Annotated in this window: 16 protein-coding genes; 7 read left to right on the forward strand and 9 right to left on the reverse strand. The window is 54.3% G+C overall.

All coding sequences use genetic code 11. From position 1 onward, the window contains the following. On the reverse strand, positions 1-335 hold a 335-nt coding region (locus ACIQ2T_RS03405), incomplete at its 3' end, for an arsenate reductase family protein (RefSeq protein ID WP_397589578.1). A 170-nt stretch (positions 336-505) separates the two neighbouring features. Between ACIQ2T_RS03405 and ACIQ2T_RS03410 the strand changes: the two genes are divergently transcribed. Next, positions 506-2,611 carry a TonB-dependent receptor gene (locus ACIQ2T_RS03410; protein ID WP_397589579.1) on the forward strand — a complete coding sequence of 702 codons (2,106 nt, stop codon included), beginning with the start codon at positions 506-508 and terminating at the stop codon, positions 2,609-2,611. On the opposite strand, the gene ACIQ2T_RS03415 is transcribed toward ACIQ2T_RS03410, so the two are convergent. The 3 genes from ACIQ2T_RS03415 to ACIQ2T_RS03425 are packed head-to-tail and all read right to left on the reverse strand — an operon-like array spanning position 2,608 to position 5,848. Continuing rightward, positions 2,608-3,171 carry a gamma carbonic anhydrase family protein gene (locus ACIQ2T_RS03415; protein ID WP_397589580.1) on the reverse strand — a complete coding sequence of 188 codons (564 nt, stop codon included), beginning with the start codon at positions 3,169-3,171 and terminating at the stop codon, positions 2,608-2,610. The two genes, ACIQ2T_RS03410 and ACIQ2T_RS03415, sit on opposite strands and share 4 nt — an antisense overlap. A gap of 46 nt (positions 3,172-3,217) precedes the next feature. After that, entirely contained in the window at positions 3,218-4,219 is a 1,002-nt protein-coding gene (hemB, locus tag ACIQ2T_RS03420) for a porphobilinogen synthase (RefSeq protein WP_397589581.1), read from the reverse strand. 39 nt (positions 4,220-4,258) lie between these two features. Beyond that, positions 4,259-5,848 (reverse strand): M23 family metallopeptidase, encoded by a 1,590-nt coding sequence (locus ACIQ2T_RS03425; RefSeq protein ID WP_397589582.1) that lies wholly within the window; start codon positions 5,846-5,848, stop codon positions 4,259-4,261. Between the two features lie 236 nt (positions 5,849-6,084). On the opposite strand from ACIQ2T_RS03425, the gene ACIQ2T_RS03430 reads away from it, so the two are divergent. Then, positions 6,085-6,705 carry a 2-hydroxychromene-2-carboxylate isomerase gene (locus ACIQ2T_RS03430; protein WP_397589583.1) on the forward strand — a complete coding sequence of 207 codons (621 nt, stop codon included), beginning with the start codon at positions 6,085-6,087 and terminating at the stop codon, positions 6,703-6,705. Continuing rightward, positions 6,702-7,499 carry a crotonase/enoyl-CoA hydratase family protein gene (locus tag ACIQ2T_RS03435; protein ID WP_397589584.1) on the forward strand — a complete coding sequence of 266 codons (798 nt, stop codon included), beginning with the start codon at positions 6,702-6,704 and terminating at the stop codon, positions 7,497-7,499. Before ACIQ2T_RS03430 ends, ACIQ2T_RS03435 begins: the two co-directional genes overlap by 4 nt. Here the strand turns inward: ACIQ2T_RS03435 and ACIQ2T_RS03440 are convergent. The 3 genes from ACIQ2T_RS03440 to ACIQ2T_RS03450 all read right to left on the reverse strand — a co-directional run bounded on the left by ACIQ2T_RS03440 (position 7,496) and on the right by ACIQ2T_RS03450 (position 10,898). Continuing rightward, positions 7,496-7,930, reverse strand: coding sequence for an acyl-CoA thioesterase (locus ACIQ2T_RS03440; protein WP_397589585.1), 435 nt, complete (start codon positions 7,928-7,930; stop codon positions 7,496-7,498). The two genes, ACIQ2T_RS03435 and ACIQ2T_RS03440, sit on opposite strands and share 4 nt — an antisense overlap. A 103-nt stretch (positions 7,931-8,033) precedes the next feature. Next, positions 8,034-9,188, reverse strand: a complete 1,155-nt coding sequence (locus ACIQ2T_RS03445; protein ID WP_397589586.1) for an acyl-CoA dehydrogenase family protein — start codon at positions 9,186-9,188, stop codon at positions 8,034-8,036. 90 nt (positions 9,189-9,278) lie between these two features. After that, positions 9,279-10,898 (reverse strand): spinster family MFS transporter, encoded by a 1,620-nt coding sequence (locus ACIQ2T_RS03450; RefSeq protein WP_397589587.1) that lies wholly within the window; start codon positions 10,896-10,898, stop codon positions 9,279-9,281. Between the two features lie 212 nt (positions 10,899-11,110). Between ACIQ2T_RS03450 and ACIQ2T_RS03455 the strand changes: the two genes are divergently transcribed. Both ACIQ2T_RS03455 and ACIQ2T_RS03460 read left to right on the forward strand, forming a co-directional pair. Further along, complete coding sequence (locus tag ACIQ2T_RS03455; protein ID WP_397589588.1) at positions 11,111-11,854, forward strand: Bax inhibitor-1 family protein; 744 nt, start codon at positions 11,111-11,113, stop codon at positions 11,852-11,854. 142 nt (positions 11,855-11,996) lie between these two features. Continuing rightward, positions 11,997-12,734, forward strand: coding sequence for a hypothetical protein (locus ACIQ2T_RS03460; RefSeq protein WP_397589589.1), 738 nt, complete (start codon positions 11,997-11,999; stop codon positions 12,732-12,734). 27 nt (positions 12,735-12,761) lie between these two features. On the opposite strand, the gene ACIQ2T_RS03465 is transcribed toward ACIQ2T_RS03460, so the two are convergent. After that, positions 12,762-13,190: a CBS domain-containing protein gene (locus ACIQ2T_RS03465; protein WP_397589590.1), complete on the reverse strand. Its 429-nt coding sequence runs from the start codon at positions 13,188-13,190 to the stop codon at positions 12,762-12,764. Between the two features lie 132 nt (positions 13,191-13,322). On the opposite strand from ACIQ2T_RS03465, the gene ACIQ2T_RS03470 reads away from it, so the two are divergent. Together ACIQ2T_RS03470 and ACIQ2T_RS03475 are read left to right on the forward strand one after the other, a co-directional pair. Continuing rightward, positions 13,323-13,547, forward strand: coding sequence for a hypothetical protein (locus ACIQ2T_RS03470; RefSeq protein ID WP_397589591.1), 225 nt, complete (start codon positions 13,323-13,325; stop codon positions 13,545-13,547). Between the two features lie 43 nt (positions 13,548-13,590). Next, the gene (locus ACIQ2T_RS03475; protein WP_397589592.1) at positions 13,591-13,758 is read left to right on the forward strand and encodes a hypothetical protein; all 168 of its coding nucleotides are present in this window, start codon (positions 13,591-13,593) and stop codon (positions 13,756-13,758) included. A gap of 44 nt (positions 13,759-13,802) precedes the next feature. Here ACIQ2T_RS03475 and ACIQ2T_RS03480 read toward each other — a convergent pair whose 3' ends face one another. Further along, positions 13,803-14,546 (reverse strand): DUF4167 domain-containing protein, encoded by a 744-nt coding sequence (locus ACIQ2T_RS03480; RefSeq protein ID WP_397589593.1) that lies wholly within the window; start codon positions 14,544-14,546, stop codon positions 13,803-13,805. Positions 14,547-14,578: the final 32 nt, after the last annotated feature.

The following is a 14,578-nucleotide window of genomic DNA, read 5'->3' on the forward strand; positions in this document are numbered from 1 at the left end:
CGCACTATGTCCTGAGGGCGGCAAAGACGAACACCTTTATCGGTTCGTACAAAGGGGCGCTCGACCAAAATGGGATGCTCTACCATCGCGTCGAGAATATGGTCTGCCGAAGCGCCATCAATAAGACCCAGTTCCTCGGCGGGTGAGCCGCGTGTCCGAAGTGCTTCACGCGGCGTTAGTCCCGCGTCGGCGCACAACTTGACCAGCGTTGCGCGGTCAAATGGCTGTTTGCGGTATTCAATGACGTCAATTGTGACGCCGTCTGTTTCCTGAAGGATGGCAAGCGTCTTGCGCGATGTTCCGCAATCGGGATTGTGCCAGATTGTTGCGTGCATTTTTCGAGTTCTTCCTAAGAGGTCACAATCGGTTCCGCACCTAAGTGTCCCTGTACCAAAAACAAACCAAAATTGGCAAAATTGGCAAAATTTTTAGTTGCACATAATAACGATTCTCAATAGGTGCCGGAAATCGATTTTGCGAACTATTCTCAATAAAAGGTTTTTTTATGTTCCGGCTGTCCTCGTCGCTTATCGCTGTGTTGTCAGCATCCTTATGCGCGCAACCAGTCTTTGCCGAAGGAGCTGCTTATGATGTTGATGCAAGCGATGATAGCCGAACAATCATCGTTACCGGCATGGATGATGGCTATCTTGCATCAAACTCGGTCACGGCAACGAAGACTGATACGCCGCTGATCGACATTCCCCAGACAATCAATGTGGTGACCCGCGAACAATTGGATGATCAGGCGCACCATTCTTTGGCCGACATATTGCGCTACATACCGGGCACTACTGTGGGGCAGGGTGAGGGCAATCGCGACCAGATTACCTTGCGTGGTCAAAACACCACCGCAGATTTCTTCCTCGATGGCGTTCGTGACGACGTGCAATATTATCGCGGCCTATATAACATTGAGCGCGTCGAGATACTCAAAGGGCCCTATGCGTTGATCTTTGGTCGTGGCGGCGGCGGCGGTATCATCAACCGTGTTCAGAAATCTCCTGTGATCGATGATTTCATTTACGCCGGGCCAGCCAGCATCAACAGTTTTGGGGCATATGATGCGTCGGTAGATTTGAACACGCCGTTAAGTGGGGCCGCAGCAGTGCGGATCAATGCGGTCTACGAAAATCTCGACAGCCACCGCGATTATGTTGGCGGAGAACGCTATGCATGGAATCCCTATATCGCTTTTAACCTCAACGATGCTTGGAAGCTCGGGTTCTCCTATGAATATGTGAATGACGACCGCACAACAGACCGAGGCATCCCGTCCGTCGCGACCGCGGCAGGCCAACCGAACCGGCCCATTTCTGGCTATCGTGACCAGTTTTTTGGCACGCCCGGCGTTAACCGCACCCGATTTGAGGCGCAAATTGCAAAGCTTCGGCTTGATGGCCAATTGGCAACCAACCTCAGCTTTAGCGGGACGATGTTATATGGCGACTATGACAAGACTTATGTGAACGTCTATGCAAATGGTGCCGCGAGTGCCCAGAATGGCACCGTCGCCTTGGCCGCGTACAGCGACCCGACACAACGGGAAAATTTCATCGCGCAGGCCAATCTGATCTGGGATGTCGCAACCGGTCCTTTGGCGCATAAAATTCTTATTGGCGCCGAATATGGTGACCAGCAATCCGCAAACCGCCGTTTCAACGGCGCGCTTTCCAGCAGCACGCTGAACCTTGCCAATCCGGTATTCCCGACCGTAGCCTTCAACATGCTGACACGTGACACTGTGTCAGATGTCACCTTCTCCTCAGTCTATGTTCAGGACCAGATCAGCCTTGGCGACCATATCGATGTTGTCGCTGGCCTTCGCTATGATAGTTTCGACATCAGCGGTACGGATTTGCTTCCCGCAATCGACCGGCCCTTTGCCCGTAAGGATGAAAAGGTAAGCCCACGGCTTGGTGTCATCTTTAAGCCGCAGGAAAATATCTCGCTTTACAGCAGCTACAGCCAGTCTTTCCTGCCGCGTTCAGGCGACCAGTTTTTATCGCTGACGGTTTCACAGGAAAACCTCGCGCCGGAGAAATTCACGAACTATGAAGTAGGCGCAAAATGGGATGTGCAGCCCAATTTGAACCTTACGTTTGCGGCCTTTCAGCTGGAACGCAGCAACGCCACTACGCCTGACCCGCTTAACCCGTTGCAGAGTATCAACATTGGCAAAACCCGGACGCAAGGCGTTGAACTGGCAGCGACGGGTAAGATTACGTCCCAATGGCAAGTACATGGCGGCTTCAGCTATCAAGACGCCAAATTGGTGGGCAATGACAGCGTGCGTTTGGGGCAAGTACCCAAACAACAGGCGAGCCTGTGGAACCGCTATGACCTCCATTCCAATTTTGCGGTCGGTCTTGGGATCATCCATCAATCGAGCCAGTTTGCCGCCATAAGGACGACCGCGAACACTACTAAGCTACCTGCATTCACGCGGATTGATGCCGCATTGTTTTATGACGTAAGCGACACGGTGCAGTTGCAGATGAACGTCGAAAACCTGTTTGACGCCAATTATTATTCGGACGCGCACAACAATAACAATATCTCAACGGGCGCGCCGATCAACGGTCGCTTCACAATTCGCGCGCAGTTTTAAGCTTCGGAGATGGCAGCGGCATGAGCCTTGGCGTTGAGGACATAATGCGCAACGCCAAGCCGCATCCCCATGATGGCGGCGTCGTCAAGTTCACGGACAAAGCGTGCTGGCGACCCTGCCCATAATTGGCGCGCCTCGATCCTCTTGCCTTGTGTTAGCATCGCGCCAGCGGCCAGCATCGCATCGCCTTCAATGACTGCGCCGTTCATCACGGTCGCGGATAGGCCGACAAAGGCACGATCATGCAAAATACAACCGTGCAGCATAACATTATGCCCAACGAGCACATCATCGCCGATGATGGTTGGAAAGCCGTCCTCGACCCCCGGCATGGGGCCGTCGCAGTGGATGATGCTGCCGTCCTGAATATTTGTCCGCGCGCCAATAACCACACGGTTTACCTCCGCACGGATGACGCAATTGTACCAAATGCTGGCCTCTGCGCCGATGGTAACATCACCGATAATTCGGCAACCCGGCGCGATGAAGGCACTATCGTGAATTTGCGGACTTTTGCCATTCAACGTGATGATGCTGACATCTGGGCGGGGATTGGTCATTTGTTTTTCCATAGCTTAAAGTGCGGAGGGCGGTTGCGTTTACGCGTTACCCTTTAAGCAAACGCGCCGCCAATGCCGCGTGATAGGTTAGTATTCCTGAACATCCAGCGCGCTTGAACGCCATGAGCGTCTCGAGCACAAGTGCATCGCGGTCGCCAGCGCCCACTGCGGCGGCGGCCTCAATCATCGCATACTCGCCGGACACTTGATATGCGAACACAGGCACATCAAAACGTTCACGCACGCGGCGAACGATATCTAGATAAGGTAAACCCGGCTTTACCATGACACTGTCCGCGCCTTCGGCAATATCCATTGCCACTTCGCGCATGGCTTCGTCGCTATTGGCCGGATCCATTTGGTAACATTTCTTGTTACCCTTTAGCAGGCCGCGTGACCCCACTGCATCACGGAACGGGCCGTAAAAGGCGCTGGCATATTTGACGGCGTAGGACATGATCTGGACATTATGGTGCCCGTTCATTTCAAGCGCCTTGCGAATGGCGCCCACACGTCCATCCATCATATCGCTTGGCGCAATGATATCAGCGCCTGCATTGGCCTGATTGATCGCTTGGTCCACGAGTGCCGCGACGGTTTCGTCGTTCACGACATAGCCGTCATCATCGATCAAACCGTCTTGCCCATGGGTGGTATACGGGTCAAGCGCGACATCGGTGAGGACGCCAATCTGGTCGCCATGCGCTTCCTTGATCGCACGAATGGCGCGGCACATGAGGTTATCGGGATTAGACGCCTCGGCACCGTCATCACTGCGCCGGTCAGCCTGCGTATTTGGGAACAATGCGATGCAGGGTATGCCCAATTCAATAGCTTCGGCAGCGCGCATGACAATCTGGTCGACTGACCAGCGCGAAACGCCCGGAAGCGTCGAGATCGGATCTTCAACGGCCTGCCCTTCGGTTACAAATAATGGCCAGATGAGATCGGCAGGAGAAAGCATGGTCTCGCAGACCATCGCCCGGCTCCAGCCAGTTTTACGGGTGCGGCGCAGGCGGCTGTTTGGAAAAGAAGATATATCGGTCATCCACTCCACTTAGCGTCGATGGTCCATATCCTCAACGCCTTATCCGCTGGTCGGCAAGCGGCCATCCCGAAACGTTAGCCGGTCGATTTCCCGCTTGGGCGCTTCGTCTTTCTTTGGTGCAGTCTGCAACGGTGTCAGTGCTGCGCCTGCCTTTACCGACTTCAGGCGCTGGAGGCTGCCCTTAAACCGCGCGAGGTCGCTGCCCGAAAGCTGCGCGCGTTGTGTGAATTTGACTGACATCGGGTTTATAGCCCGCCCGTTGCGATACAGTTCATAATGCAAATGCGGACCAGTCGACAGGCCAGTTGATCCCACATAGCCAATGATTTGCCCGCGACGCACTCTGCTGCCGGGACGCGCGGCAATCCGGCTCATATGGCCATAGCCGCTGGCAAGGCCGCCGGCATGATTGAGCTGCACAAAATTGCCATATCCACCTTTGCGACCTGCATAAGCAACGACGCCGTCGGTTACGGCAAAGATTGGTTGGCCATAGCTAGCCTTGAAATCAAGACCACTGTGCATGCGCATATAGCCCAAGATCGGGTGCCGCCTGCTACCAAATCCTGATGTTACTCCGCCGTTAACGGGGCTACTGAACGCGCCTTTGGATTCGCCAACACCAGATGCCTCAAACCATTGGCTGCTGTCGCCTACTGCCCATTTCAACATCTGGATCGCGGTTTTACCATTACGGTCAACGCCGGCATATACCAGATTGCCTACTTTGACCTCGCCGGTTTCGGCGCGTTTGTAGTCCAATATGATGTCGAATTCATCGGTGGGGCGAATAGATGATAATGGTGCCCGCGCGGCAATAACCTTCAGATAATCCTGAATAGCCGCGGTTGGTGCACCCGCCGCCCGTGCCGAACGGTAAATGCCCTGACTGCCTACCGTTCCACGAATACGCAACGGTGTGTTGTCGACGTTAATTGGCTTCCTGTTCAGTCTTAAGCTGCCGCCTTCACGGTTTATTTCAAGATTGAGGTCAAAGCGTGCGCGAAACGCAACCGATTCAAGCGGTCGTGCCTGGTCTTTGGACTGCCGCTGGCCAAGCACGATATCAATGGGTGTGCCAGGTTCAATGTCGGATAAAGTGGTAACCGCTGACACCATATTGACGACGTTCGCTGCCTCGTCGCCGCCAACGCCAGAGCGTTGCAGCATGCGGGCGAAGCTGTCACCGCGGCCCAAGGATGCGGTGAGTTCGATACGCGGCCGCTCCGGGCTACCGGCTAGCGCGACGACAGCGTCGGTGGCGGCCATACGTTTGCCGCTGTCGCTGCCATACGCGATGGGCATGATCATCTGCGCACGGGCTTCTTCAAACTCGGCGTCTGTCGGCATTGATGGTTCTGCGCCATAGATTGGACCATAATCGGGAGCCAGTGCAAGCGCGGCAACGCTTAACAAAGTCAAGGTAGCCAGACCGCGGAACCAGCGGACTGAGCCGATATCCTCGCCAAGGTCCGGCACAAGATCGAAATTCGCAAGACGCGTACGCCAGCTTACCCCAGAAGTGGGGGTTTCGGGGCTGTGCCGCATTGATGTGGTGATGGAGTTAGGCAGCATAATGGCGGCATCCCCACCAGGCGTAGATAGCCGTGTGTCTCCGCCTTCAAACATCAAATGTGTAATCCACGACCCTGTCCCCAACCAATCGGGCGTCTTAGCGCCTCCGTACCTGTAACGCGTTTTGGTTAAAGTCAAATTAAGACAGGCTATGGTCAAGCATAAGTAAGGCAAATGGTGCAAATTCAGGGACAAGCGCAGGAACCTATGGCCAAGCGCCGCAGACTGAAATATTCGGCTTCAATTACTCAACGGCAATGCTATTGCACATCACGTGAACGGAGAGTGATATGGGCGGCAACCGCATTGAATTTTTCTATGATCTTTCAAGCCCGTGGACCTATATCGCTTTCCACAATCTTGCAGGCGTAATGGAACGCACTGGCGCGCCAGTGCGCTTGCGGCCGATATTGGTTGGCGGTGTGTTCAATGCGGTCAATCCGTCAGTATATGCTGCACGAGAATCGGCGGATAACCCCAAATTCAAACATAGTTGGCGCGTGATGAAGGATTGGGCGGCGCTGGCGGGCATCGAAATCAATTTCCCAAGCGCGTTTCATCCTGCAAAAAGTATCAATGCAATGCGGATGGCATGTACGTTGGAGGGTGATCAGCAAGCACTGGCAAAGTTCACGCGGGCCGCGTTTGAAAGCTATTTTGGCGCGCAGGAAAATCTCGACGATCCCGATGTTTTGGTCGCCGTAGTGCACAGCGTCGGCCTCGACGGCGAAGCGATGCGCGCTGAATCACAGACTGACGCGGTTAAGGCCCGTCTGCGTGCCAACACCGATGAGGTTATCGCGCGCGGCGGCTATGGATCGCCGACGATATTTGTAGACACCACGAAAATGTATTTTGGCAATGACCAATTACCACTGGTAGAATTTGCACTGAACAGGAGCCCTGCATGAACGACCGCGTTTCCATTTCTATCGACAATCACGTCGCAGACGTCCGGCTTACCCGCGCGGACAAGATGAACGCGCTGGATCCAGGGATGTTTCAGGGGATCATCGCTGCAGGTGAAGAGCTTGCAGCCCTGAAGGGCGTGCGCGCGGTGGTTCTGTCGGGCGAAGGGCGCAGCTTCTGTGCCGGGCTTGATATGGCCAGCATGGCGAATGGTGGGGCGAGTGCGAACAGCGGGATGGGCAGCCTGGCCGACCGGACGCATGGCAACGCCAACACATTCCAGCAAGTCGCGATGCTTTGGCGCAAACTTCCAATGCCAGTCATCGCGGCTGTCCATGGCGTGTGTTTTGGCGGCGGATTGCAAATTGCCAGTGGTGCTGACATCCGCGTGGTCGCGCCAGATGCGCGGATGGCCGTGATGGAAATGAAATGGGGCCTTATCCCCGATATGGGTGGCTATGCCTTGTGGCGTGGCATGGTGCGTGAGGATATGCTGCGCGAGCTTACATACACTAACCGCGAGTTTTCGGGGGCCGAGGCGTTCAGCTTGGGCTTTGCCACCTTCGTGGATGAAAACCCCCACAGCCGTGCCTTGGCGATTGCCCGCGAGATTGCGGACCGCAACCCAGAGGCGATGCGCGAGGCAAAGGCGCTGTTCAATGAATATGCCGATATGGACGAAGACACGATATTGATTGCCGAAAGCGTCCGCCAGGCCCGCGTTATCCGCAAGCCCAATCAGGTCGAAGCTGTTATGGCGGGAATGCAGAAGAGGCCGGGGGTGTTTGCCGATTAAGCGGTCTTAACGCTCAGCCGTTCAAATTCCTCTCTCAGGTCCTTCGGTAAAGGCGCTGGCCCTTTTTCGTCGGTCAGCACGATAGTCGTAATACAAGTCGCTTTGCACTCGCCGCCTTGAAAGGCTGCAGACGCGATCTGCCAACTGCTGTCGCCCACGCGCAGAATTCCGCACGCTACGTCGACATGCGCGGGGAAATGCGCCTCGGCGATATACTCAATCGCGACACTGACAATCAGCCAGCGTTGCCCCGGCGCTCGCCGTTGGACCTCAATTGCGTGATTAAACATGCCGCGACCATGCTCGAACAATCCAGCCATCGCGACATTGTTGATGTGGCCAAGCAAATCCATATCTGCAAACCGTGTTTCTGTGCGGTGGCTGAATGGATAGTTGGCTGGGTCAAGCTGCCATGCTTGCGGCTTGGGCATAGGAAGGAACCTCAATAAAATTCGTCACCCTGAAATTGCTTCAGGATGACAAACTGCTGTGCATCATGCTGAAACAAGTTCAGCATAATGATGTTCTCGGTGTTTAAAGACCGCGACCGATAAGTTCTTTCATGATCTCGTTCGTGCCGCCGAAAATGCGCGTTACGCGTGCGGCGCGCCACATGCGGGCGATAGGATATTCGTTCATATACCCGGCACCGCCATGCAATTGCAGGCAGGCATCAACGACTTCCCACTGAAGGTCGGTGTGCCACAATTTGGCAGCCGCGCCTTCCTCAGCAGTCAGTTCTTTTTTGTAATGGCGGTTCAATGCCCAATCGAGATGCGCCCAGCCCACCTGCAACTTGGATTTGATATTAGCCAAAACGAAACGGGTGTTCTGGAAATCCAGCAATGGTTTGCCGAAGACGATCCGGTCGCGGCAAAAAGCGACAGTTTCGTCAAACGCCTTTTGTGTACTCGCCATAGATGAAACAGCGATCGAAAGGCGCTCCTGCGGTAGTTCGCTCATCAGATAGATGAAGCCCTTGCCCTCTTCGCCCAAGCAGTTAGTCATGGGGACGCGAACATCTTCGAAGAACAATTCCGACGTGTCGGCCTCATCCATGCCAATTTTATCCAGGTTACGGCCACGCTTGAAACCTTCACGCTCCGCTTCGACAAGCACGATCGACATGCCCTTATAGGCTGGCTGAATTTCTGTGTCGGTCTTTACGCAGACCAAGATCAGGTCGGCATTCTGGCCATTGGTGATATAGGTTTTGCTGCCATTGATAACATAATGATTGCCGTCTTTCTTGGCAGTGGTCTTCATCGCCTGCAGATCACTTCCAGTGCCGGGCTCGGTCATCGCAATCGCGGTAATCACTTCGCCAGCGATCATCTTGGGCAACCAATGCTTCTTCTGCTCTTCGCTGCCATAGCTGGTTATGTAGTTTACGACGATGTCAGACTGCAATGAAAAGCCGGTTGTAACGCCACCATAATAAGCCGATTCTTCATCGACAATTGCGTTGTAACCAAAGTCCAGGCCAAGACCGCCATATTCGACTGGGGCAGTTGGACACAGCATTCCTATTGCGCCCGCTTTGGGCCAGATGGATTTATCGACAATTCCAGCTTCCTGCCATTTTTTCGCATTTGGCGCGACTTCCTTTTGCAGGAACAGGCGTACTGACTGGCGAAACGCCTCATGATCTTCATTATAAGCGGTACGTGGAATGGTATCGAGTGACATGTGAAAATCCCCTGCAAAATGGGCCTGCGGTTATGCGCACTTCAATGGCAGTAAGTTGACATGGGCGTCAAGCCGAATTTAATCGTTTGATTAAACCGGCCCTCCTGCGTCACGGGCACGCTGAACTATTGTCCGTTCCGCGGTGGGCACCGTCCTATATGCGGCGATTAGCAAAGCCAAGGCGACAGGCGCGACCGCGATCAGCGACAAAATGCCGACGCGCAAGTCACCCACCAGCTTTCCATCGACCATTGTTCCAGCGAGATCGGAAATCTGACCGACAATATAAGGCCCAAAGGACAAGCCAACGAGCGTGGTGCCCAAGAAGAACGCTGCGGTCGCTGTGCCGCGCATCCGTGGCAACACCAGGTCCTGCGTGGTGGCTGCTGCCGCGCCAAGTGCCGTCGCACCGAGCATGACGGCGACGAAGTTCATTACATAAAACAAGATCACGTTATCGGTGGTATACCCAATGCCAATGGGAATAATGGGGCCCACGACGCCCATGATGACGACGAGGATGCGACCCGCTGGATTCTTTTTACGCAACGCATCTGCGACCCGTCCGCCTATGATAACTCCCAAAAATCCGCTGAGGGCTCCATTTGCGCCAAGGATGAAGGCCAATTCTTTCTTGGGTAGGCCCAAAACCGTTTCCGCATAAGGTGCTGACCAAAAGGTAAGTGCATAGGCAGCTAAAGCCACCAGGCCATAGCCAATGGTGGTACAGATAAATGCTGGCGTGCCCCAAATTAAACGGAAGGTCGCTGGGTCTTTTGCGCGCAGCGATGATGCCCATGAGAACACCGCGTAGAAGCCAAAGCCAACAGCCGACCATTGCGGGAAATTGCCTGTGAGTTGGATCATCATATAAGCAAAAGCAGCAATCGCGCCTCCGGTTGCAAGGTTGATGACGAGTGCTGCAGGACCACGCTGATAGGCACCCAAAAGGGTGAAGGGCGGGACTATCATCGAAAGGTCTTGCGCGAATGTTCTGAATGGGGTGGGATGCGCCGGGGTAACAAGGCCATCCATCGCGCCGCGCACGGGTTCACGCAATGAAGCGACCCATAACCCGACCAGCACGCCCGGAATACCAACGGCGACGAACGCCGCATGCCAACCAGATAGTCCAAGCGGGCCACCTTGCGGGTAAGCCGCGTTCCAACTCTGGACAATGAGTGCGCCAAGAAAAAGTGAAACACCTCCGCCAATATACAGTCCCGACGAGTAAATCGCGAGCGCGGTTGCGCGCTGCCTTTTCGGGAAATAATCAGAAATCAGCGAATATGCCGTCGGACTTGCGGTTGCTTCCCCAACGCCTACGCCCATGCGCGCCATGGTCAATTCTGCTTGGTTGCGCGTAAAGCCAGATAGGGCGGTCATAATTGACCATAAGGCAAGGCCAATCGAAAGCAGCTTCACGCGGCTCCAGTTATCTGCGAGCCGCCCAAGCGGAATGCCGAATAAGGCGTAAAAAACCGCAAAGGCAGCACCTCCCAAAAACCCCATGTCGGCGTCTGTCAGGCCAAGGTCGGCCTTAATATCAACAGCCAAAATACTTAGAATTTGCCGGTCGATGAAATTGAGAATGTAGACGACAACCAGTACCATCAGGACATACCAGCTATAGCTGCTGGCCTCTGGGGAAGGTGCGTCGCGCTCTACGGGAGCCGACTTGTTCCGTTCGCCTTCGACCGTCCCACTCACTGACCTCTCCCTCAAACGCGGTTATCGACTTATAAGGGCAGGGCTAGCACAACGGGCAATGGGCGCAACATGAATTACAATTCAACTTGCGGTGGCTGGATTGGTTTAAAAAATTCATTATTTGTATGTCGTGTTTTACTTGAAATTGGGACGATTTCCTCCAATATCATGTTCATGCGGCTATAGTGCCGTGTTTTGAGGAGAAATAAGTCATGGCACAGTGGTCCGATCCGCGGGTAACCGGGGCCCAGTCAAGTCTTGCAGGTGTCGGCTCACGCGCCGGTGACGCCGCTTTTGACGCCGGTCTGCGTTCGCACATGCTCAAGGTTTATAATTATATGGCGTCGGGCGTACTGCTCACCGGCGTCGTCGCGATGCTGTTTGCGCAAACCGAGTTGGCGCAAAACCTAATGACTAACCCAAGCATCATGAGCTGGGTGATTATCTTGTCGCCACTGGTGGTTGTACTGGCGATGAGTTTTGGCCAGGGCAAATTCTCGGCGTCAACGCTTCAGGCAATGTTCTGGGGTTTTGCAGTCCTGATGGGCCTTTCGATGGCGCGCATCTTCATGATGTTCACCGGTGAATCCATTGCACAGACATTCTTTGCTACCTCCGCAGCTTTTGCTGGGCTTAGCCTTTGGGCTTACACTACAAAGAAGGACATCAGCGGTTGGGGAAGCTTCCTCGTGATGGGTATGGTCGGCTTGATCGTGGCATCTATCGTAAACATCTTCCTTGGTTCTGATACGCTTCATTGGGTGATCAGCGCTGCGGGTGTGCTCATCTTTGCAGGTCTGACGGCTTATGACACACAGCGTATCAAGAGCGAGTATTTCTACCTGCAAGGTCCAGAAATGATTGGCAAAGCTGCGGTTATGGCCGCGCTAACGCTGTATCTCGACTTCATCAACATGTTCCAGTTTTTGCTTAGCTTCCTTGGTAGCCGCGAATAATCATCAGCGGTTAAGCTTGGACAGAAAATGATGGCCCAGTGGGAAACCGCTGGGCTATTTTCTTTGGGATTTTGTCGAACAGGGCTTTTCTTTCCTTGTAAAATCTTGTTGGAATCAGTTTCACCAAACCGGAGACTAAATAATGCGCTGGGGCGTTAAGAATCTTGCAGCCATCATCCTCGTTGGTGCAGCCGCAGCTTGCGCGCCTGCGCCAGTTAAGGTGGCGCCACTGCCCATTCCTCTACCTCTGTCTCCAGCTACGCCTGCGATGCCTCTGCCGCCCGGTGGTGCTGCTGTATCAATAACTATTCCGCCAATCGGCTTGGATGGCGTTCGCGTTACGCCCAATCGCGGTCTTAGCCGCGATGAACAGATCTGGCATTTTCGGTCAGCCATGAATGTTGCCGCGCTTAATTGCCAAGGGCCAGTTTGGGGACAAATTGCGAAGGAATATAACAGGTTCATCGTTATCCATAAGGTGCTGTTGTCAAAGACCAGCAAGGCAGTCGATCGCGAATATGTGAAGCGTTACCCCACGCAAAACGGCTTGCGCATTCGCGACACGAACTTGACCGATTTGTACAATTACTTCGCTCTGCCGCCAGTACGGGCTCAATATTGCGACATGTCACTGCGCAAGCTGACGGAGGCTAATCAGGTGCCGAAGGAAGCCTTGGCCGAATATGCCATGGGCGGCCTGACCGATATAGATACTCTCTTCGTGAATTTTTATGATGCCTATGTGAAGTACCAAGGCGACTTGGCGGACTGGAACATGAAATATGCGCTCAAGCCGGTATATGTGCCGTCTAATAACATTATGGCCCCGCCGGTGACAAAGCCGCCGGCTGGCGCCGCTACGCCCTTACAACCTCGTTAGTCGTCAATGGCGGTAGTGGCGCCCCGTTCATGCCATGTTTATATAATCGCGCATGGCCGCGGCTTCGGCTTCAATTTTTTCGATCCGGTGCTTTACTAAGTCACCGATGGACACAAAGCCAGCAAGGGCACCATCTTTGATAACTGGCAAGTGGCGGATGCGGCGTTTGGTCATGAGTGATAACGCGTACAGTATTGCCGTATCAGGCGTGACGGATATGGCAGGTGCGGTCATTGTATCCGCAACCGTCTTGGTTAGGAAGGCTGCGCCATGCTTGGCGACCCCGTAGACAATGTCGCGCTCGGAGAAAATGCCGATAACGGACTTGCCGTCTATCACAGGAAGTGCGCCGATCCGGTTCTCCGCCAAACGAACCACGAGATCTCCCACGCTTTCATCCGGTGATGCCGTCAGCACGTCCGGACGGTGATTGGCCAGTATTGCAGAAATCGTCATCGACTCTCTCCCTATGTTCTTGCCCCGGATGGAACTTATAGCATAAGGCGGACTTATCAAGACATGACACGTCCCTCCCGCCTCGATGATCCCCTATATGCTAGCTTTGCTTGGCAGAGATATTGGCGACTCATGCGCTGGATGTTCGGCGTGACATTGATTGTTACTGTCGCGGCGTTGGGCACCTTCTGGTGGCAGAACGGTATGGTTTCCATCCACTTTTTCATTGCGACCGCAGGCGCTATTTTTGGCGCCATCATGCTTACGGCTGCACTTATGGGCCTCGTATTTTTATCGAGCGGCTCGGGACATGATGAGGCTATTGACGATCCATTTGCGGACGAAGTCGACCGTTGACCGAAAGTATTCAAAATCTTCCAAGCGGCGCGGGCGTACCTCAATGGGGGTTCGGGTCGAGGTGATTGCAACGCGTGCGCGTGGCCAGCAAGAGGTGAAAGTCACAGAAGGTCTGTTCACCTTCGTCGCACTTGACGATGAGCATAAGCTACGGACATTGCCTGAGGGCCTGACCGCAACGGTGTTCCTCAAGCTATCTGCTCGCCTTTAGCCGACAGATTATAGTTGAAGCGCCCTCGCGGAGCTTCCACACGATTATTCTGCTGCGGCTGAAACCTCTTCATCACCAGTTGCTTTTGCCCGGCGCGTACGCGGCTTGCGGGCTGGCTTTTCACCTGCGCTGTTATCCTCACTTGACGATATTGCAATCGAAGGCGGCAAGACTGCAAGGTCGAGGCCAGCAGGAGCGTCATCATGGTCTTCGCTGTGATGACGGCGTGGGCCTCGATTTGCGCTCCGGCTATTTGCGGGGCGTTCGCTGCGCTCAGGACGTTCGCTGCGTTCCGGGCGACCGGCGCGCGTTTCGCGTTGGTCGCGTTGATCGCTGTCGCTTGAGTCCTCATCGGATGCGGCTTCTGCGTTTCCGGACGATGGATGATCGTCATAATTTGGTGAGCGATCATAATTGGTCGAACGATCGTCATTCTGCCAATCGTCGCGGTTGTCATCGCGCGCGTCGTCACGTGGCCGGCGTTCGCCTTGCTGTTCCTGACGTGCTTCCTGGCGGCTGCGGAAATCTGCGAGCACACGGAAATAGTGGTCGGCAAATTGCAGGTGATATTCTGCATTGACACGGTCGCCATTAAACTGCGCATCTTGTGCCAGTTTCTTGTATTTTTCGAGCATCTGCGCTGCGTTGCCGCGCGCACGATTATCAATCAGATTTTGATAGTCAAAACCACTGCGGTTGTTGTTCTGTTGCCGGTTGTTGTTGCTGTTGTTATTACGACCGCGGCGACGATTGTTGTTATTCTGCTGTTGCCTGTTGTTGGTATTCATCAGGGCTGACCCGTCCTCTGTTTTGGCACTTA

Source organism: Sphingorhabdus sp., from assembly GCF_044357595.1.
In the GTDB taxonomy this organism is placed as follows: Bacteria; Pseudomonadota; Alphaproteobacteria; order Sphingomonadales; family Sphingomonadaceae; genus Sphingorhabdus_B.